Source organism: Amycolatopsis orientalis, assembly GCF_000943515.2.
Taxonomy (GTDB): Bacteria; Actinomycetota; Actinomycetes; order Mycobacteriales; family Pseudonocardiaceae; genus Amycolatopsis; species Amycolatopsis orientalis.
The window spans coordinates 2,716,119-2,732,994 of record NZ_CP016174.1 but is presented as its reverse complement, the minus strand read 5'-3'; the positions used below and the strand labels follow the sequence as shown (position 1 = coordinate 2,732,994).

Here is a 16,876-nt window from a genome sequence, read left to right as displayed (position 1 = left end):
CACGGGGTACTGGCAGGATGGGGCGGCGTGACCGGAAGATCGACCGAGCCCACCTTGCCGAGCCGTCGCGCTTTCCTGCGCGTGGGAGCGCTGGCCGCGCTGGCCGTGCCGCTGGCGGCCGCCTGCGGCCCCGGGTACGAGGAAAGCCCCGACCCGCTGGCCCCGCTGCTGCGCGCGGCGGAGACCGACGCCGCGGGCGCGAAGGCGCTGGGCGGCGCGGACGCCGAGCCGGTCGCCGCCGCGCGGGCCGCGCACGCCGCCGCGCTCAAGACCGAGGTCGACCGGCTGAACCGGCCGAAACCGGCGGAGTCCGGCCCGGGCGAGACCCCGCCGTCGTCCCTGGAGGGCCTCAAGGAACGGCTCGCCCAGGCCCGCAAGCAGGCCGAGGGCCTCGTGCCGTCGCTGCCCCGCTATCGGGCCGGGATGGTCGCCTCCATCGCGGCGGGCTGCGCGGCGCTGCAGCAGAGTTCGGACAAACTCGGCCGGGGCGACGACGCCGGGGCCGTCACAGTGCCCGCCGGGGCGCCGCTGAACCAGGAGGCGACGGAGGCCGTGCAGCAGGCGCTGGCCGCCGAGCACGCGGCGATCTGGGTGTACGGGCTGGTGAGCGCCTACCTGCCCGCCGCCTTCACCGGCGCGGTGGCGCGGGGCTCGGCCGAACACGTCAAACGGCGGGACGTCTGCGAACGGATGCTGTCCGGGGCGGGCCAGGCGCCCGCAGGCCCGGAGGCCGCCTACGTGCCGCCGAAGCCGGTGACCGAGGCGAACTCGGCGATGGAGCTGGTGGCGACGGCCGAGGCGGACGCGACGGCGGCCTGGCTCGGCGTGATCCACCGGACCGACGACGCGGCGCTGCGGACGACGGCGTTGAACGCGCTGATCGGCTCGGCGCGACGGGGCACCGCCTGGCGGGCGGAGTTCGGCGCCAAGCCGGTCGCGATCGCCATGCCGGGCCAGTCGGCGTAGGCCGCTTCGCGCGGCTTCGGGCTTACCACGCGTGCAAGGAAAGGTCCTTTCCTCGCAAATTTTGCAAGGAAAGGACCTTTCATAGCGTCTTTTCCGACCTGGTTGTGGCTCGGGGCTGAAGGGCGCTTTCCCCGCATCGCATGGGGAGAAAGCGCCCTTCGCCGCGTGAGATGAGGGGAAGGGCCCCTTCAGCCCCTCGCGCCGCACGCCAGGTCGCGAGGGAGCGGGGTCGGCCTGGTCGTGAGTGGTAATGACGGTTCTAACGAACTCTCTTGGTTACCTACTCGTGGCCTGCGGTTTTGCCACGTACTGAGGAAGGTGTGAAGGTCGAGTTTCCTCGGCTGAGCCGAGGGAAGGGGGCCTTCACGCGCTATCGCTGTGACTGGTGGTGTCACTGAGCCTGGTGGTGATGGTCCGAGCCGGGTGAGGGGAACTTTGAGGGACTCTGGGTCCCTTAAGGAGTCCTTCACGGCCAGCCGCTAACGAACCCACCCCGGTAGGAACCTAAAACACGGTTGCCTCTAACCGTCATTACCACTCACGAGGCGCAGCAGCCTCAGCGGCGCAGGTCCCCGGAAAGCCGCAGGGCGTCGGTCGCGATCCGCTCCAGTAGCGGCTTGTCCTTGTGCTTGTTGTAGAAACCGGCCAGCACGATGGCGACCTCCGGCCCGGTGACGTGGGAGTCGTAGGCCGCGTCCTGCCCCGAGATCTTGGGCGCGCCCTGCCCCTTGAAGGTGCCGTCGCGCACGAGGTCGGACACGTTGCCGGTGCCGTCCTTGTCGGTGAGCGCCTTGAGCTGGGTCGCGGTGACCTCGCCGGGCATGGTGACCAGGACGACCGACACGAGCGCCTTCTGGCCGCCGGTCTCGGTCGTGTACAGCGCCCGCGACAGCCGTGTGCACGGCGTCTGCGTGAAGAAGTCCTTGGTGTCGCCGTAGGACTTGCTCGCGCAGTCGGTGGTGACCTGCGGGCCTTCGATCAGCGTGTACTGGAACTGGCCGCTCTGCGCCGGGGTGTCCGCGACCGGGGCCTTCTCCGGTTCGTGCCGGATCAGCCACCAGAGCAGGGCCGACACGACGGCGATCGCGACCAGCGCGCCGCCTTTCAGCGCCAGGGTCTTGGTGTCCCTCGGCGGTTTCGGCGCGGGCGGCGGCCCACCCTGCCCGCCCGGCCCTGCCGGTCGCACCGGCTGAAGCCGGGCCGTTTCCGTCGCTCCCGGGGTAAATTGCGCACCAACCACGGGGTCATACGGTAGTTCACCACGATCCGGCGGTTCACCTGAACGTGCTTATCACCCGTTCGACGTCGTCAGCCGTGTTGTAGAGGTGGAAGCCGAAGCGCTGCCGTCCGGCCCGGGTACCGGCCACGATGCCCGCTTCCCTCACCCGCTCGGCGTCGAGGTCGAGCGAGACGATCGCACTCCCCTGAGCGGGTGACCCGCACGCTTCGAGGAGCGAGTCGGCGAGACCCACGCAGTGCGCGCGGACGGCTTCGAGGTCCAGGGAACCGAGGTACTCCAGCGAGACGGCGGCGCCGACGAACGAGAACCAGGCCGGGGACAGGTCGAGTGACCGGGTGCCGTCGGCGAGCCTCAGCGGGAGACCGTAGACGGCCTGCCAGCGGTCTTCCCCCGCGTACCAGTTCGCGGCGACCGGCACCGCCCGCTCCAGCGCCCGCGGATGCGCGGCCAGCCAGGCCGCCCCGCGCGGCGCGAGCAGCCATTTGTACCCGGCGGCGACCACCCAGTCGGCCCAGCCGAGGTCGAGTGGCCGCCAGCCGGCCGCCTGGGTGGCGTCGAGCAGGACCGCCGCGTCCGCCGCTTCGGCCGCGGCACGGAGCCCGTCGAGGTCGACCTGGGCGCCGTCCGCCGACTGGACGACGCTGACCGCGACGAGGTCATGCCCTTCGACGCGCTCGGTCAGCTCGGCCAACGGGACTTCGGTGACCTTCACCCCGCGATGCGCCTGGGCCGCGAACGGGAAGCTGACGCTGGTGAAGTCGTTCTCGGCGACCAGCACACTGGCGCCGTCGGGCAACCCGGCCGCCACGTTCGCGATCAGCTGCGAGACCGACGCCCCGATCGCGACCCGGTCCGCCGGGACCCCGATCAGCGCGCCGAACCCGGCCCGGGTCCGTGCGACGGGCTCGTCGAAGTCCGACGGCCGGGCCTCGCCACGCCGCCACCGCTCGACCGCTTCCGCCACCGCGTCGGCCACCGGCGCGGGCGGGACGCCGATGCTGGGCGTGTTCAGATATCCGGGCGGGGCGGCGAATTCGGCTCCGAAGCTCTGCATACCTTCGAGATTAGTGAAAATCCGGGAGCAGCCTCACGACCTCGTCGTAGGACGGCGGGGTCAGCGGGAGTTCGCCGCCGTCGCGGACGGCCTCCACGGTGCGCAGCGTGGCGGCCAGCGCCATCCGGTACGGCAGGGACCCGAGGCTGATCCGCGCGACGCCGAGTCCGGCAAGCCCCGCGACGGTGACCCGGCCGGGGAGGAACAGCAGGTTCACCGGTACCCCGGCGGCCTCGACCAGCCGCTCGACGTCCGCGGGGGCGGCGAGACCGGGCACGAACACGCCGTCGGCCCCAGCGTCCACATAGGACTGGCAGCGGCCGATCGCGGCCTCGATGTCGGGCTCCCCCAGCCAATGCGTGTCGGTACGCGCGTTGACGAACAGCCCGGGCGCACGTTCTTTCGCCGCCGCGATCTTGGCCGCGTGCCGGACGGGGTCACCCAGGGCGTCTTCGAGGTTGATGCCCGCGACGCCCGCTTCGGCGAGTTCCGCGGCGAGCGCGCCCACCTCACCGGGGTCGTCGCTGAAGCCGTCGGCGAGGTCGACGCTGATCAGCGCGTCCAGCCCGGTCAAGCGGGCGGCCAGCCGGACGGTGGCGTCCCGGGAGGACGGGGCGCCGTCCGGCTCACCCTCCGCGGCCGAGACCCCGAGGCTCGTCGTGCCGAGGGCGGGGAAGCCTTGCGCGGCCAGGAAGGCGGCCGCGCCGAACTCCCAGACGTTCGGCAGGAGCAGCGGGGAACCGGGGACGTGCAACGCGGCGAATGCGGTCATGCCCCCGACGGTAGGCGGCGGACGTTTCGGCGGCGGCCGAAACGTCAGGCCCGCTCCAGGAACGGCGTCAGCAGCTCCGGCACCGATTCCTCGGCGAACAGCAGGCCCTGCTCCTCCCCCGCGTCGTACACCGAGTACGCCCCCGCGCCGGCGGCCGTGGTCGCGACGACGGTCAGCAATCCCTTGCGCCGCTGGAAGATCGACTGCTTCACCGTCCAGCCGATCACGCCGTCCCGCTCCAGGGCGAAGGTGCTGCGCCGCACGGTCCCGTGCCGTCCGACGAGGTAGCGGCCGGTGATCCCGTGCCCGAGGTTGCGGTAGGCGTCCAGTGCCAGCAGCACCGACACCGGCAGCAGCACGACGCCGAGCGCGGCGCCGATCACCAGCAGGACGCCGGTCAGCAGGAAGCCGAGGATCGCGAAGACCGCCAGCAGCAGCACCACCGAACCGATCCACCAGCGCAGCAGCCGTCCCCGCGCGGCACGCGGATGGCCGGTGAGCCGGACGGCTTCGGTCGGCGAGACCGGCTCACGCAGCACGGCCGCGGCGATCCGGTTGGCCGTCGCGACCGGGGCGGCGGGCAGGAGCGTGTGGTAGTCGGTCTTGTCGTCGTCGTCGCTCTGCCGCATACCGGTGGCGATCGCGTCGACGCGCGCCGCGCCGGCGATCCGGTTCCCGAGCGGTTCGACGAGGTCGATGCCGCGCAGGCGGCGTTCCTCGATCGAGATGGAGCGGGTGGTGAACAGTCCGCGGCGCACCCGCAGCGTGCCGCCGGGTTCGCGGTCGAGCCGGTAGTTCCACCACATCTCGACCCACAGGCCCAGCGCGCCGACCAGGCCGGCGACCATCGCGATCGCCAGCAGGATCAGGATCACCAGCACCAGCGGGATCCCGAGGAACAGGTCGAGCACCCAGTCGATCAGGCCCTTCTGGAACCCAGCCCAGTCGGAGAGCTGCATGAGCCCGCCGCCCGCGGCGAGCCCCAGCGTCGGGGTCAGGAACGACATCGGCGCGTAGCGGATCCAGCCCGGGTCCAGCGCGGCGAGCGGCGCGTGCTCGTCGGTCTCCGCGATCTCGGTGCGGCGCAGGAGTTCCGCGCGCAGCCGTTCGGCCTCGGCGCGCGAGACGGGGTTGAGTTTGAGCCTGCCCTGTCCGCCCGATTCGTGCGAGCCGGTCCCGATGGACACCACCGCGACACCGAACAGCCGCTGCAGTGGGTTGGCCGTCAGGTCGACGTTGCGGATCCGTTCGCGCTGCAGGGATTTCCGCGAGCGGAAGACCAGGGTGAACGCCATCTCCAGCCGGTCGGAGGTGACCCGGTACCGCACCGCCTTCCAGTGGAACAGGTCCATCAGCACGCCACCGCCGACGAGCACCACCCCGCCGGCCACCACCCAGGCGAGCGCGACGCCGAACCTCGCGCCGCTGCCGACGAACGCGGCCACGGCCGGGATCGCGGCGCCGACGGCCGCGCCCGCGAGGGTCAGGGCCGTGACGGCGAGCGTCCGCTTGTCGAGCGTGTTCCAGCCTTCGAATTCGGCCGGCGTCATGTCGCGTCCCCCGGCGTCGCCTGTGTCGTCTCGGTGAGCTGCTCGGCCAGGCTCGCGGCCAGTTCGTGGTCGAGCCCCCGGATCTTGACCGCCCCCCGCGCTGACGCCGTCGTGACCGTGACGGTCGCGAGCTTGAACACCTGCTGCAGCGGGCCGCGCACGGTGTCCACGGTCTGGATCCGCGACATCGGCGCGACGCGCCACTCCTGCCAGAAGAACCCCGAACGCGTGTACACCGCTGTCTCGGTGACCTCCCAGCGGTGGACCTTGAACCACCACACCGGCATCGCGACCACCCAGACCACGCCCAGCACCGCGAACACCACCGCCGGCGTCAGCAGCCAGGTGCGCGCGGGCGTGATGAGCAGTCCGAGCAGCACCAGGACCAGCACCGGCGCGCCCCAGAACAGCGTGCCTTGCAGCCGCCACCAGCCCAGGACCCGCCGGTCCAGCGCGTTCCGTGGCGGCCTCAGGCGCACCTTCCCCCGATCGGCTTCCACCGAGTTCACCCCCGACGATCGTTTACAATGCGATCGCATTGCAATAGTTTTGGAGATTAGTGGCAATGCGATCGCATTGCAAACGGCGGAACGGACGGTGCAGGTTGCCGAAGCAGGTGGATCACGCCGCACGGCGCGCGGAGATCGCCGAGGCACTCACGCGGCTGACGGCCACGCGTGGCCTCGAAGGGGTCAGTCTCCGGCACGTCGCCGCCGAAGCGGGCATGTCGATGGGCTTGGTACAGCACTATTTCAAGACCAAGGACGAGATGCTGCTGTTCGCCGTCGAACGCCGTTCCCAGGTGTACGAAGAGCGCCTCAAGGCCCGGCTGGAAGCGGGCGAACTGCCCCCGACCCCCAAGGCCATCTTCCGCGCCATCATGGCCGAGATCCTGCCGATGGACGAGCGCCGCCGCGGCGACTGGCTGATGGGTGTCGCGTTCCTCATCCGCGCGATCTCCGATCCCTTGTTCGCGGCCGCCTACACCGAAGGCGTTCCGCAGCTGTTCGAACTGTTCGCCCTCCTGATCCGGCAAGGACAGGAGGCGGGCGATGTCGACAAGTCGGCCGACCCGGAGCACGAAGCGGCGATCCTCTGGGCGCTCGCCGATTCCCAGGGCACCAACATCGTGATGAAGCACCGGACGCCGGACGAGGCGATGTCCACTGTGGACTATTACCTCGACCGGCTGTTCGGCTCAGCTCCCGCCGGATGAGGCCGCGGCCGACGCACGCACCGCGCGCAGCTCCCGGAACAGCTTCCGCAGCGCGGGAACGGCGCCCCCGCCGCGCTCGGTCAACCCCTCGATCCGTTCCTTGTGGTGCCGCCTGTCCCGGCCGGAAACGACGTCGCGGAGTTCGACGGCGGCCACCAGCGCGGTGAGGGCGGCGTCGCCCGCGTCCACATCGGACACCGGCGATGGACCGCGCAACGCCTGGTCGACAGCGGCGCGCAACCGGTCGACGAGGGCGGGGTCCCGCACGATCGGACGGCGCGAGGGGAACAGGCCGAGTACCCGTCCGGTCTTCAGCTCGATCACGCCCGCCGCGTCGAGCTGGGACTCCACCGACTCCAGCGTGCCCCGCGTGTCCTTGCGCACCCACCATTTCCACTTGCGGGGGCTCTCCCCCGCGATCTCGGTGAGCAGTTCGTCGAGGACGAGGTCCCCGGTCGGCCCCGTGCCGGAAGCCACGGCCCGGCCGTCGGCGTCGGCCACGCGTCCGCGCACGACGAGGTCGGTCAGCGCGGCACCGCGGATCAGCAGGCCCACACGGTGCCTGTCCCGCAGCTTTCCCTTGGCGACGTCGCAAGCGAGCAGATACGCCTTGGCGGGTATGGAAAGTCCGGTCATCGTCAGTGCCTCTCCAAATGCGGCCAGATCTCGTCCCACGAACCGCGCCTGCCGTCGTAGCGCCACAGCAGTCCTTCCACCACCGGCGTCACCTCGGCGAAGTACGGCTTGAGCAGTTCCGGATCGAACCCGGCGAACAGCACGCTGTCCGCGGTCTCCGGCGGCCGGTCGAAGTACCAATAACCGCGATGACCACTGTAGACATGCTCGATGCCGTACCGCCTGCCGTAGAACTCCGTCGCGGCGGCGAACGGGTAGATCTCCGCGTAGACGGCGGTGCGCGCCTTCTTCTCCGGCGGCAGGGCAGCGTAGGTCTCGCCGATCACCTTGACCAGTTCTTGTTGCGGCAGCTCACCGCCGGCGAAGGAACTGCCCAGCGCGATCGGGCCGAAGGACGTCCGCGTCATGTTCGCCGGATAGATCGGCAGGCCCGCGACCGTGACCACCGCCGAAAGCGCCAGCACCGGCCACGCCACCCACCGCCACCGGGGAACGTGCCGCGTGAATCCCGTCGCGGCGGCGGCGAACGGCAGCGCGAAAACGCTCATCAGGTAGTAGGAACGCCCGTGCAGCAGCAAGAACGCGACGATGAGCGCGGCTATCGCTACCCCCAGGAAGCGATAGCCGCGAAGGCCCCGTGCCGAGAGCAGCCGGACGAGGCCGTAAACGAACGCGAGCACGCCCGCGCCGACGCCGGCCATCAGGAAGCCGTCACGGAGGAAGACCCAGGTGCCGGGGAATTCCGCGGCCACGACGTCGTTCATCTTCAGGTACGGCCAGCCGTTCGCCGCCTGCCAGAGCAGGGTCGGAACGGTCGCGGCGACGGCGATTCCCGCGCCCAGCCACAGTTTCGGGCGCCGCACGAGGTCCCTCGGCCCGAAGACGAGCGCGCCGAGCAGGGCGAGCACCCAGAAGGCGGGGATGAGGAACTTGGTCTGCAGCGAGATCGCGGTCACCACGCCCGCCCAGAGCAGCAGCCCGTCACGGCGGGTGCGCACCCAGCGCACCACGAGCCAGACGATCACCGTCCACAGGAACGGATCGAGGACGTAGGTGCCGATCCAGTGGCTGACGATGATCACCCCGGACGTCGCGTAGAACCCCGCCGCGAGCACCTGCGCGCCGCGGCCGCCGCCCAGCTCCCTGGCGATCAGCGCGGTGACCAGCACCCCGCCCGCCGCCGCCAGCGCCATCGGCAGGCGCAGCGCCACCAGCGACCCGGGGAACAGCGAGTCCATCGCCCCGGCCAGTGCCGGGATCAGCGGTGGCTGGTCGAAGTATCCCCACGCCAGGTGGTCACGGCCCGCCATCAGGAAGTACAGCTCGTCGAAGCCGTGCGCGTACCGGCCGCTCGTGGCCAGCAGCACGGCTCCGGCCAGCGCGGCGATGACGAGCACCGGACGGCGGGCGAAGGCCGTCTCCCGCTCCTGTCCTGTTCGGACTGTCAGGGTCGCGTCACTCATGATCTCCACTCCACCCGAGACGGCACCGTCCCCGAAACCGGGGAAGGAGGGTCGCCGGATAGACGAAAGTTGCGGTTCCCCCCGCCCTTGGTCGCCGATGCCGGGCGGCCCCGCTCCGGGCTGGCTACCGTGATCCGGTGGAGAAAAGCAGGCCGTTCCGGCCCGGTCCGGGCGACACCTGGTGGCTCACGCTGGCGGCGCTCGCGTTCATCGGCCTGGACATCGCCCTGTACGTGTTCGGGGAACCGACGACCGGCTGGGCGGGGCCCGCCGCGGGGGTCACCCTGCAGGTACTGCTCGATCTCTCGCTGCTCCTCTTGTTCCGGTTCCCCCGGCTGGTCGCCGGCCTGGTCCTGGCCGGCGCGCTGCTGATGCTCGCCTCCGACCTGCTTTCCCCCGGACTGCTGGTGCCGGAGCGGCAGTTGACGTTGATGACCGTCCCGACGATCACCCCGGTCGTGCTGAGCCAGCTGGCACGCCTGATGGACCGGCGGACGCTGCTGTGGCTGACCGCGATCCTGGTCCTCTGCGCGTCGAGGCCGTGGGACGCGCACTGGAACACCACCCCGTTCGGCCTGCTGGGCACGGCGCTGCCCACCACGATCTCGCTGTACTTCGAGGCGCGGCGCCAGTTGCTGCGGTCGCTGCGGGACCGGGCCGAACGCGCCGAACGCGAGCAGCATCTGCTCGCCGAACGCGCCCGCGCCGAGGAGCGGCGGAAACTCGCCGAGGAGATGCACGACGTCGTCACCCACCGGCTGAGCCTGATGGTGCTGCACGCCGGGGCGCTCGGCGTCGTCTCGGCCGACGAGGCGGTGCGGACCTCCGCCGAGGACATCCGGCGTGAAGGCGCGCTGGCGCTGGACGAACTGCGCGACCTCGTCGGGGTGCTGCGCGACGGCGCGAACGCCGGGCCGCGCACCCTCACCGACGGTACGGCGGGCGATCCGGCGACGCTGGTCGCGGAATCGAGCTCGGTGGGCATCCCCACCGAGCTGACCGTCCACGGTGATCCCGGGCGGATCTCCCCCACCATCGCGCGCACGGCGTACCGCGTCGTGCAGGAGGCGCTGACGAACATCCGCAAGCACGCGCCGGGTTCGACGGCGACCGTCGGGCTCCGCTATCACGCGGACGGCCTGGACATCGCCGTGGAGAACACGCGGGCGGGGGCACCGGCCGATCCCGCGCTGGCTGGCAGCGGATCCGGCGCCGGTCTGGCCGGGCTGCGGCAACGCGTGGAGCTGATCGGCGGCCGGTTCGGCGCGGGTCCGATCGCGGGCGGCGGGTACCGCGTCGATGCGATACTGCCCGCCTACGTCCCGACGGCGGAAGGAGATGCGTGATCCGGGTGGTCGTCGTCGACGACGAGCCGATGGTCTGTGCGCATCTGCGGACGATCCTCGGTTCCGCGGCCGACATCGAGGTGGTGGCGCAGGCCCAGGACGGCGCCGAGGCCGTCGAAGCCGTCGTCCGGCACCGGCCGCGGGTGGTGCTGATGGACCTGCGGATGCCCGGCGTCGACGGGCTGACCGCCATCGAGCGGATCGCGAAACTCCCGGAGCCGCCCGCCGTCGTCGCGCTGACGACGTTCGACGCGGACACCTACGTCCTCCGCGCGCTGCGGGCGGGCGCGGCCGGGTTCCTGGTGAAGTCGACGCCGCCGGAGGACCTCATCGGGCTGGTCCGCGTCGCCGCCGACGGGCACACCGTGCTGTCTCCCGTGGCCGCGCGGCGGCTGGTGGCGATGTCCGCCGACGGACGGCGTCGCGGCGACGACGCGCGCCGGAAGACCGAGGGGCTGACCGAGCGGGAAACGGACGTCCTCGCCTGCCTCGGCGAGGGACTGTCCAATGCGGACATCGCGGCGCGGCTGCACCTGGCCGAGGCGACGGTGAAGAGTTACGTGTCGCGGATGCTGGTCAAACTGGACTGCGCGAACCGGACCCAGGCGGGGCTGCTGGCGCACGAGGCCGGGCTCGTCAAGCGCTGAGCTGCCCGTCGTGGTTCTTGCGGGCGTCGAGGACCTCGCCCATGTGCACGCGGGCCCATTTGTCGAGCATGTCGAGCGGCTCGGCCAGATTGCGGCCGAGTGCGGTCAGCTCGTACTCGACGTGCGGCGGGATCTCCGGGTACGCGGTGCGGGTGAGGATGCCGTCACGGACGAGGCTGCGCAGGGTCTGGGTGAGCACCTTCTGCGAGATGCCGCGCACGCGTTTGCCGATTTCGGTGAACCGGAGCGGGCCGTCGCCGAGCACGCCGACGATCAGCACGGTCCACTGGTCGCCGATGCGGTCGAGCAGCGCACGGGTGGGGCAGTCGGGGTCGTACGGGTTTCCGAGCACGTGACCTCCTCACTCTCCCGGGGAGAGTAACATGCCTAGCGAGAGGGACTGGGCTGCATGAGCGCCTCGAACAGCAGGATGAGGTGACGGCGGCCGCGTTCCCAGCGCGCCTCGAGTTCGGCCTGGTCCCTGGTCGCCCAGCTGGCGATGAGGATGCCGCGGACGACGTCCATCGCCGTGTACACCGCGTGCAGGAACTCCGGATGCGCCGAATGATCCGGGAGCAGCGCCTTGCCGAACTCGACCAGGCTGCTCGTCGCGATCGGCTCGACCACCGCCATCTGCGCGCGCAGTTCCGGGTCGGTACGCGAGGCCACCCACAGCTCGACGGTCGCCGAGAAGACCGGGCCCTGGTGCATCTCCCACATCAGCTGCAGCGCGTCCCCGACCGGGTCGGCCGACGCCTTGAGCCGGTCGATCTCCGCCATCGCGACCTCGGTGCGTTTCGCGGCGAGATGCCGGATCGCGGAGGTGACGAGGTCGGCCTTGGTCGGGAAGTGGTGCACCTGCGCGCCGCGGGTCACCCCGGCGCGATCCGCGACGCGGGTGGTCGTGGTGCCCGCGTAGCCGTACTCGACGAGGCAGTCGATCGTGGCGTCGAGCAGCCTGACGCGCATCGCGGCGCTGCGTTCCTCCTGCGTGCGTCGTGGGGCTGCCATGCGCCTACTTTATGGGGCACCGCGCGAGGCCCGCGCCACGAGGCTGTCGACCATGCGCCCGAAGAAGCTGCCGAGGAACCGGCGGTAGAGGCCGCCGGTGCCGGGGATCTTGGCGGTGAACGACGCGTGCCAGTGGATGTCGGTGCCGCCGCGCGCGGGCGTGAGATCGACGTACGCCCGGTAGTCCCGCAGCGGCATCCCCTTGCGCAGCGTGTAGCCGAAGCGTTTGCCGGGTTCGAGCGCGATGACCTCTTCGCAGGCGTTGACGCCGTTGGTACTGAAGACGCCGACGGCGCCGAGACCGTTCTGGTCGCCCTTCTCCAGGAGACGGAATTTGCCCAGCGGGGACCAGTCGGGCCAGTGTTCACGGTCCAGGAGGAGGGCGTAGACGGCGTCAGGGCTCGCGCTCGTGTGGCCTTTCGCGGAAATGCGCTGGATCTTCGCCATGCGTTTCGTCCTCTAAACGCGGGGGGTGACGGGCACCGAGAGCGACGTCCCGGCCAGGTCGAAGGTCACCTGGGCGCCGGGCGCGGGCAGTGCCGGGTCGAACATGTCCGCGTCGGTCCCGCCCAGCACGAGCGCCAGCCGGTGCCCGGCCGGGACGACGTGGTCGAGGCTGCTCAGCCGGAACGTCATCGTGTACGCCTTCCCCGGCTCCAGCGGCTCACCCCGCCACAGCGACCGGTGGTGACCGAGGTCCGCCCAGCCGGTCGCCACGATCCGGGTGTCGGTCGTGGTCAGGTCCGCGACTGTGTCGAGGAAACATCCGGTGTCCGCGGCGGTGCCCGCGCCCCAGCAGGACCGGCTCGTCAGGTTCTTGGTGCCCAGCGCGGGGAACCGGGTGTTCCGCACGGTCGCGGGGCCGTAGTCGACCAGCACCGCCCCGAGCCGCGCGCTGGGCTTGTCGGAACGGGCGGTCACCGTCACCGTGGGGGTCCCGGCGACGCGGGTGTCCGCGCGCACGGGCTCGTCCGCGAAGACGACGCGGTCCGGGCTGGGCTCTGCCGGGTTCTCCACCCACCGGGACGCCCCGCGCGCCGGATCTTCGGTCACCGAAACCGTGCCCGGCGAAGGGTGCTTCCCCAGCCCGCCCGCCGCCGAAGGCCACAACGTGCGAGACCGCGAGACAGGCGGCCAGCGGCGTTCGTCGGTCCACCGGTCCGGGGTGTGCTCGATCCGGATCGCGGGTTCGGTCTCGACGCCGTTGCGGACCCCGAGCAGCCACCGGTCGAACCAGCGGTGCAGCGTCCGCACGAACAGCGACCGGTCGAGGTCGAACGGGTCGACGTGCGCCGCCTGGTGCAGCCACGCCTTGCGCGGCACGCCGGCGGAGTTCAGCGCCTCCCACCACGGTCCGAACTGGATCGGGTTGACGTTGAGATCGTGGAAGCCCATCGACGCGAAAACACTCGCGCGGACCTTCCCGGTCTTCGCGACGTAGTCGAGCCCGCGCCAGTATTCGTTGAAGTTCCCGTCCGTGCCCGCACGCCGCGCGTTGTCCTCCTCGAACGGCTCGCACAGCTTCGCGGCACGCTCGTTGTAGAAGCCCGGTCCGCCAGCCCAGCCGAAGTACGCGCCGTTCCCGTTGTGCACCTCGTAGTACGAACTGACCCCGGCGATCGGCACGATGGTCTTCAGGCCGTCGATCCCGGACGCCGCCATCCCGATCGCCGTCGCCCCGTCCTGCGACTTCCCGATCGCGCCGACCGACCCGCTCGCCCAGTCCGCGCGGACCCGCTCCGGCCCGAACGGCGTCCGGAACGCGCTCGCGCGCCCGTTGAGCCAGTTCACGACGGCGTTGCCGGACGCGACGTCGTCGAAACAGCCGGACGACCGGTTGGTGCCCCCGACGTCGACCAGCACGACGGCGTAGCCGCGGGGCACGAAGTAGTTGTCGTAGAAGAGCGGGAACCCCGACGGCGTGCCGTCGGGCAGATAGGTCTTGGGCTGGCGCTCGTTGCCGCGGCCGATCTTCTCGAAGTACGGGCTCACGTCCATGATCACCGGGATCCGCGCGAGGAGTTCCGACGGCCGGATGATGTCGGCGGCGACCCGGTCGGTCAGCCCGTCACGGTCGAGATCCTGGCCGGTCTCCACCCAGGCCGTCTCCCGGATGGCTTTCTCGTAGGAGAACACCGGCTCGCTGACCCCGTCCCGCAGAACGAACGCGGGTGGTGACGCGATGGCCGGTGCGGCGGTGAGCAGCAGCGCCGCCACCACGGTGGCGGTCAAGGTCTTCAGCCCCATCGGCCGAGTATCGCTTACAAAACCCGAACATGACCCCCACATTCCCCGCATCCGCCCGCGCGACGCTGTTCCCATGCTGAAACAGACCATCGCCGCCTGCCTCACCGCGGCAGGCCTCCTCGCCCTCGCCCCGGCTGCCTCGGCCCAGACGAACCCGATCACCCTGAGCCCCGAAGAGTCCCAGCAGCTCTGTACCGAATGGCTGCCCAAGCTCACCGAGCGCACCGCGAAGCTCACCGACCGCATCAACGGCGGCCCCGAGATCCGTGGTTCGGTCGCGAATCTCAAGGCCAGGGCGGAGGACCAGCGCAAGAAGGGGCACAACGACACGGCCGACAGGCTCCAGAAGCGGGCCGACAAGCGCAGCGGGCGGCTGCCCGAACTCGCCGCGGCGAAGCAGAAGCTGGACGCCTTCGCGGGCGCGCACTGCAAGGCGGGCAAGTGAACCGTCTCCTGGCCGCCACGCTGACCGCGCTGGCGCTGTTCGGCGCGGCCGCGTGCACCGACGAGAAACCGGCTTCGAGCCCGGCGCCGGGCGAACTGAGCGACGTCCAGCGCACCCTCGACGCGATCGACCAGGACATGGCCGGCGATCCGGCCCCGTGACAGGATCGGGCGGTGACGACACAACCGGGACGCGGGCTGGTACTGGTCGTCGAGGACGACCCCGCGATCGCCGAACTCGCCTCGCTGTACCTGCGGCGGGACGGGTTCGGCGTCCAGGTCGAGGCGGACGGCGGGGCGGCGCTGGCCACGATCCGGCGGCTTCGCCCGGTCGCGATCGTGCTCGACATCGGACTGTCCGGAATGGACGGTATCGAGATCTGCCGGACGCTGCGCGCGGACGGCGACTGGACGCCGGTGCTGTTCGTGACCGCCCGCGACGACGAACTGGACCGCCTGCTGGGGCTGGAGATCGGCGCGGACGACTACCTGACGAAACCGTTCAGCCCGCGTGAACTCTCCGCCAGGGTCCGGACCGTGCTGCGTCGCGCCGCCGGATCCGCGCCGCCCGCCGAGACGTACGCGGCGGGCGAGGTCCGGGTCGACGTCACCCAGCGCCGGGTCTGGGCGGCCGACACCGAAATAGCGCTGACGTCGACGGAGTTCGACCTGCTCACCCATCTGGTGCGGCGGCCCGGTCAGGTGTTCAGCCGCGAGCAGCTGCTCAGCTCCGTCTGGGGCTACGCGGCGTCGGCGGGCACGCGGACCGTCGACGTCCATATCGCCCAGCTGCGCGGGAAACTGGGCGGCCACAGTCCGATCAGGACGGTCCGCGGCATCGGCTACGCGGCGGACGCCGGATGAGGCGGACCTCGCTCGCGCTGCGGATCACCGTGGTGTGCCTGGCGATCGCCGCGGTCGCGGTGGTGGTGGCCGGGCTGGTCGCGGCCCGGCTGATCCGCACGGCCGGGACCGACGTGCTCCGGCAATCGCTTTCGGCGCAGGCCGACGTGGTCGCGAGCCAGCTCGACGACACCGGCATCGGCAACCGGCTCGGCGTGGGCAAGGTCGCGGAAGTCGTGCGGGGCCAGGGCATCGACGTCGTCGTCCGCCGTCCGAACGGGACACTCGACGGCGCCGGGACGATTGCCGCGAGCGCCGCCGCCAAGGCGGGACTCACGCGCTCGGGGTCGGACACGGTGCTCGTCGACGGACAGCAGTATCTCGTCGAAGTCCGCACGGTCGGCACGAGAGGGGCCGCGTTCGCGCTCGTCCAGTCCGCCAAGACCGGGGAGGCGCAAGGACGGCCGCTGGTGCGGAACATCGTGCTCGCCCTCGGCGCCGGGCTGGCCGTCGCCGCGATCGCGGGCCTCGTGCTGAGCCGGATGCTGTCGCGGCCACTGCGCCGGGCCGCGTCGGTGGCGAACGGGATGCGCTCCGGACGCCGTGACCTGCGCGTTCCGGTGGAAGGGCCGTCCGAGGTCGCGGACGTGGCGAAGTCGGTCAACGAACTGGCCGACGCGCTCCAGTACAGCGAGGCGCGGCAACGCGAGTTCCTGCTTTCGGTGTCGCACGAGCTGCGGACGCCGCTGACCGCCGTCACCGGATTCGCCGAGGCGATCGGCGACGGCGTGGCCGAGGGCGAGGACGCGCGCCGCGCGGGGCAGACCATCCATCGTGAGGCCGCGCGACTGGAACGCCTGGTCAGCGATCTGCTGGAGCTGGCGAGGCTCGGCGCCGACGAGTTCCGGCTCGATCCGACGAGGCTCGATCTCGCCGCGCTGGTCGAGGAATGCGCCGACGTCTGGCGGCTGCGCTGTACCCGGCAGGACGTCACGCTGCTGGTCGAACGGCCGCCGGGAGAGGTCCCGGTCATCGCCGATCCGCGGCGGCTTCGCCAGGTCGTGGACGGGCTGGCCGAGAACGCCCTGCGCGTGACCCCGGCCGGTGCTCCGATCGTGTTCTCCCTGGTCGCCGCCGAAGGCCAGGCGCGGCTGGCGGTCCGCGACGGTGGGCCGGGCCTGGGGCCGGAGGACTATCCGGTCGCGTTCGACCGCGGCGTGCTGAACAAGCGGTACCGCGACCGCCGCCCGGTCGGCTCGGGGATCGGACTCGCGCTGGCCCATGGCCTGGTCACGCGCATGGGCGGGACGCTGACCGCCGGTCCGGCGCCCGAGGGCGGAGCCGCGTTCACCGTCGCTTTCCGGCTAGACCGTGTCCTGTGAGTCTGTTCGATGGGCTTCGAGGTCCAGGTGGTTCCTGGCGGCGCGGGCGGATCGGCCTC

At 71.3% G+C, this 16,876-nt stretch carries 18 protein-coding genes and 1 pseudogene; 8 read left to right on the top strand and 11 right to left on the bottom strand.

Annotated elements, in window-relative coordinates; all coding sequences use genetic code 11:
• The first annotated feature begins 27 nt into the window (after positions 1–27).
• Complete coding sequence (locus tag SD37_RS12080; protein WP_044854118.1) at positions 28–966, top strand: ferritin-like domain-containing protein; 939 nt, start codon at positions 28–30, stop codon at positions 964–966.
• A gap of 556 nt (positions 967–1,522) precedes the next feature.
• On the opposite strand, the gene SD37_RS12075 is transcribed toward SD37_RS12080, so the two are convergent.
• The 5 genes from SD37_RS12075 to SD37_RS12055 form a co-directional block, all read right to left on the bottom strand.
• Positions 1,523–2,152, bottom strand: a complete 630-nt coding sequence (locus SD37_RS12075; RefSeq protein ID WP_044854117.1) for a hypothetical protein — start codon at positions 2,150–2,152, stop codon at positions 1,523–1,525.
• Positions 2,153–2,240: 88 nt separating this feature from the next.
• The gene (locus SD37_RS12070; RefSeq protein ID WP_044854116.1) at positions 2,241–3,260 is read right to left on the bottom strand and encodes an aminotransferase class V-fold PLP-dependent enzyme; all 1,020 of its coding nucleotides are present in this window, start codon (positions 3,258–3,260) and stop codon (positions 2,241–2,243) included.
• A gap of 10 nt (positions 3,261–3,270) precedes the next feature.
• On the bottom strand, positions 3,271–4,032 hold the full coding sequence (locus SD37_RS12065; protein ID WP_044854115.1) for an isocitrate lyase/PEP mutase family protein: 762 nt from the start codon (positions 4,030–4,032) through the stop codon (positions 3,271–3,273).
• Positions 4,033–4,076: 44 nt separating this feature from the next.
• Positions 4,077–5,582, bottom strand: coding sequence for a PH domain-containing protein (locus tag SD37_RS12060; protein ID WP_044854114.1), 1,506 nt, complete (start codon positions 5,580–5,582; stop codon positions 4,077–4,079).
• Positions 5,579–6,121, bottom strand: coding sequence for a PH domain-containing protein (locus SD37_RS12055; RefSeq protein WP_044854113.1), 543 nt, complete (start codon positions 6,119–6,121; stop codon positions 5,579–5,581). The genes SD37_RS12060 and SD37_RS12055 overlap by 4 nt, the downstream gene beginning before the upstream one ends.
• 26 nt (positions 6,122–6,147) lie before the next feature.
• Here SD37_RS12055 and SD37_RS12050 point away from each other — a divergent pair, with 26 nt between their 5' ends.
• Entirely contained in the window at positions 6,148–6,798 is a 651-nt protein-coding gene (locus tag SD37_RS12050) for a TetR/AcrR family transcriptional regulator (protein ID WP_044854112.1), read from the top strand.
• Here the strand turns inward: SD37_RS12050 and SD37_RS12045 are convergent.
• The gene (locus SD37_RS12045; protein ID WP_044854111.1) at positions 6,781–7,434 is read right to left on the bottom strand and encodes a GOLPH3/VPS74 family protein; all 654 of its coding nucleotides are present in this window, start codon (positions 7,432–7,434) and stop codon (positions 6,781–6,783) included. The two genes, SD37_RS12050 and SD37_RS12045, sit on opposite strands and share 18 nt — an antisense overlap.
• 2 nt (positions 7,435–7,436) lie before the next feature.
• Positions 7,437–8,897 carry an ArnT family glycosyltransferase gene (locus tag SD37_RS12040; protein ID WP_044854418.1) on the bottom strand — a complete coding sequence of 487 codons (1,461 nt, stop codon included), beginning with the start codon at positions 8,895–8,897 and terminating at the stop codon, positions 7,437–7,439.
• A gap of 137 nt (positions 8,898–9,034) precedes the next feature.
• On the opposite strand from SD37_RS12040, the pseudogene SD37_RS12035 reads away from it, so the two are divergent.
• Positions 9,035–10,237 (top strand): annotated as a pseudogene (locus tag SD37_RS12035) (sensor histidine kinase); the annotation flags it as partial.
• A 2-nt stretch (positions 10,238–10,239) separates the two neighbouring features.
• A complete protein-coding gene (locus tag SD37_RS12030; protein WP_037304383.1) occupies positions 10,240–10,890 on the top strand; it encodes a response regulator transcription factor in 651 nt (216 codons plus the stop codon).
• Here SD37_RS12030 and SD37_RS12025 read toward each other — a convergent pair.
• The 4 genes from SD37_RS12025 to SD37_RS12010 are packed head-to-tail and all read right to left on the bottom strand — an operon-like array spanning position 10,880 to position 14,148.
• Positions 10,880–11,242 carry a winged helix-turn-helix transcriptional regulator gene (locus tag SD37_RS12025; RefSeq protein ID WP_044854109.1) on the bottom strand — a complete coding sequence of 121 codons (363 nt, stop codon included), beginning with the start codon at positions 11,240–11,242 and terminating at the stop codon, positions 10,880–10,882. The genes SD37_RS12030 and SD37_RS12025 overlap by 11 nt on opposite strands.
• 35 nt (positions 11,243–11,277) lie before the next feature.
• The gene (locus tag SD37_RS12020; protein WP_044854108.1) at positions 11,278–11,859 is read right to left on the bottom strand and encodes a TetR/AcrR family transcriptional regulator; all 582 of its coding nucleotides are present in this window, start codon (positions 11,857–11,859) and stop codon (positions 11,278–11,280) included.
• Positions 11,860–11,910: 51 nt separating this feature from the next.
• Positions 11,911–12,348 (bottom strand): SRPBCC family protein, encoded by a 438-nt coding sequence (locus tag SD37_RS12015; protein WP_044854107.1) that lies wholly within the window; start codon positions 12,346–12,348, stop codon positions 11,911–11,913.
• 12 nt (positions 12,349–12,360) lie between these two features.
• On the bottom strand, positions 12,361–14,148 hold the full coding sequence (locus SD37_RS12010; protein ID WP_052675067.1) for a CocE/NonD family hydrolase: 1,788 nt from the start codon (positions 14,146–14,148) through the stop codon (positions 12,361–12,363).
• Between the two features lie 73 nt (positions 14,149–14,221).
• Between SD37_RS12010 and SD37_RS12005 the strand changes: the two genes are divergently transcribed.
• Genes SD37_RS12005 through SD37_RS11995 form a run of 4 tightly spaced genes read left to right on the top strand, consistent with a single transcriptional unit; the run spans position 14,222 to position 16,817 of the window.
• Positions 14,222–14,593: a hypothetical protein gene (locus tag SD37_RS12005; RefSeq protein ID WP_044854106.1), complete on the top strand. Its 372-nt coding sequence runs from the start codon at positions 14,222–14,224 to the stop codon at positions 14,591–14,593.
• Positions 14,590–14,754 (top strand): hypothetical protein, encoded by a 165-nt coding sequence (locus SD37_RS43090; protein ID WP_167369636.1) that lies wholly within the window; start codon positions 14,590–14,592, stop codon positions 14,752–14,754. Before SD37_RS12005 ends, SD37_RS43090 begins: the two co-directional genes overlap by 4 nt.
• Positions 14,755–14,766: 12 nt before the next feature.
• Complete coding sequence (locus SD37_RS12000) at positions 14,767–15,456, top strand: response regulator transcription factor (RefSeq protein WP_044854105.1); 690 nt, start codon at positions 14,767–14,769, stop codon at positions 15,454–15,456.
• A complete protein-coding gene (locus SD37_RS11995) occupies positions 15,453–16,817 on the top strand; it encodes a HAMP domain-containing sensor histidine kinase (protein WP_044854104.1) in 1,365 nt (454 codons plus the stop codon). The genes SD37_RS12000 and SD37_RS11995 overlap by 4 nt, the downstream gene beginning before the upstream one ends.
• The last annotated feature ends 59 nt before the right edge of the window (positions 16,818–16,876 follow it).

Coding starts and splice junctions, on each gene's coding strand:
- SD37_RS12070 (WP_044854116.1), bottom strand. CDS start 3,260: ATGCAGAGCTTCGGAGCCGAATTCGCCGCCCCGCCCGGATATCTGAAC.
- SD37_RS12065 (WP_044854115.1), bottom strand. CDS start 4,032: ATGACCGCATTCGCCGCGTTGCACGTCCCCGGTTCCCCGCTGCTCCTG.
- SD37_RS12060 (WP_044854114.1), bottom strand. CDS start 5,582: ATGACGCCGGCCGAATTCGAAGGCTGGAACACGCTCGACAAGCGGACG.
- SD37_RS12055 (WP_044854113.1), bottom strand. CDS start 6,121: ATGCGATCGCATTGTAAACGATCGTCGGGGGTGAACTCGGTGGAAGCC.
- SD37_RS12050 (WP_044854112.1), top strand. CDS start 6,148: ATGCGATCGCATTGCAAACGGCGGAACGGACGGTGCAGGTTGCCGAAG.
- SD37_RS12045 (WP_044854111.1), bottom strand. CDS start 7,434: ATGACCGGACTTTCCATACCCGCCAAGGCGTATCTGCTCGCTTGCGAC.
- SD37_RS12040 (WP_044854418.1), bottom strand. CDS start 8,897: ATGAGTGACGCGACCCTGACAGTCCGAACAGGACAGGAGCGGGAGACG.
- SD37_RS12020 (WP_044854108.1), bottom strand. CDS start 11,859: ATGCGCGTCAGGCTGCTCGACGCCACGATCGACTGCCTCGTCGAGTAC.
- SD37_RS12015 (WP_044854107.1), bottom strand. CDS start 12,348: ATGGCGAAGATCCAGCGCATTTCCGCGAAAGGCCACACGAGCGCGAGC.
- SD37_RS12010 (WP_052675067.1), bottom strand. CDS start 14,148: ATGGGGCTGAAGACCTTGACCGCCACCGTGGTGGCGGCGCTGCTGCTC.
- SD37_RS12005 (WP_044854106.1), top strand. CDS start 14,222: ATGCTGAAACAGACCATCGCCGCCTGCCTCACCGCGGCAGGCCTCCTC.
- SD37_RS11995 (WP_044854104.1), top strand. CDS start 15,453: ATGAGGCGGACCTCGCTCGCGCTGCGGATCACCGTGGTGTGCCTGGCG.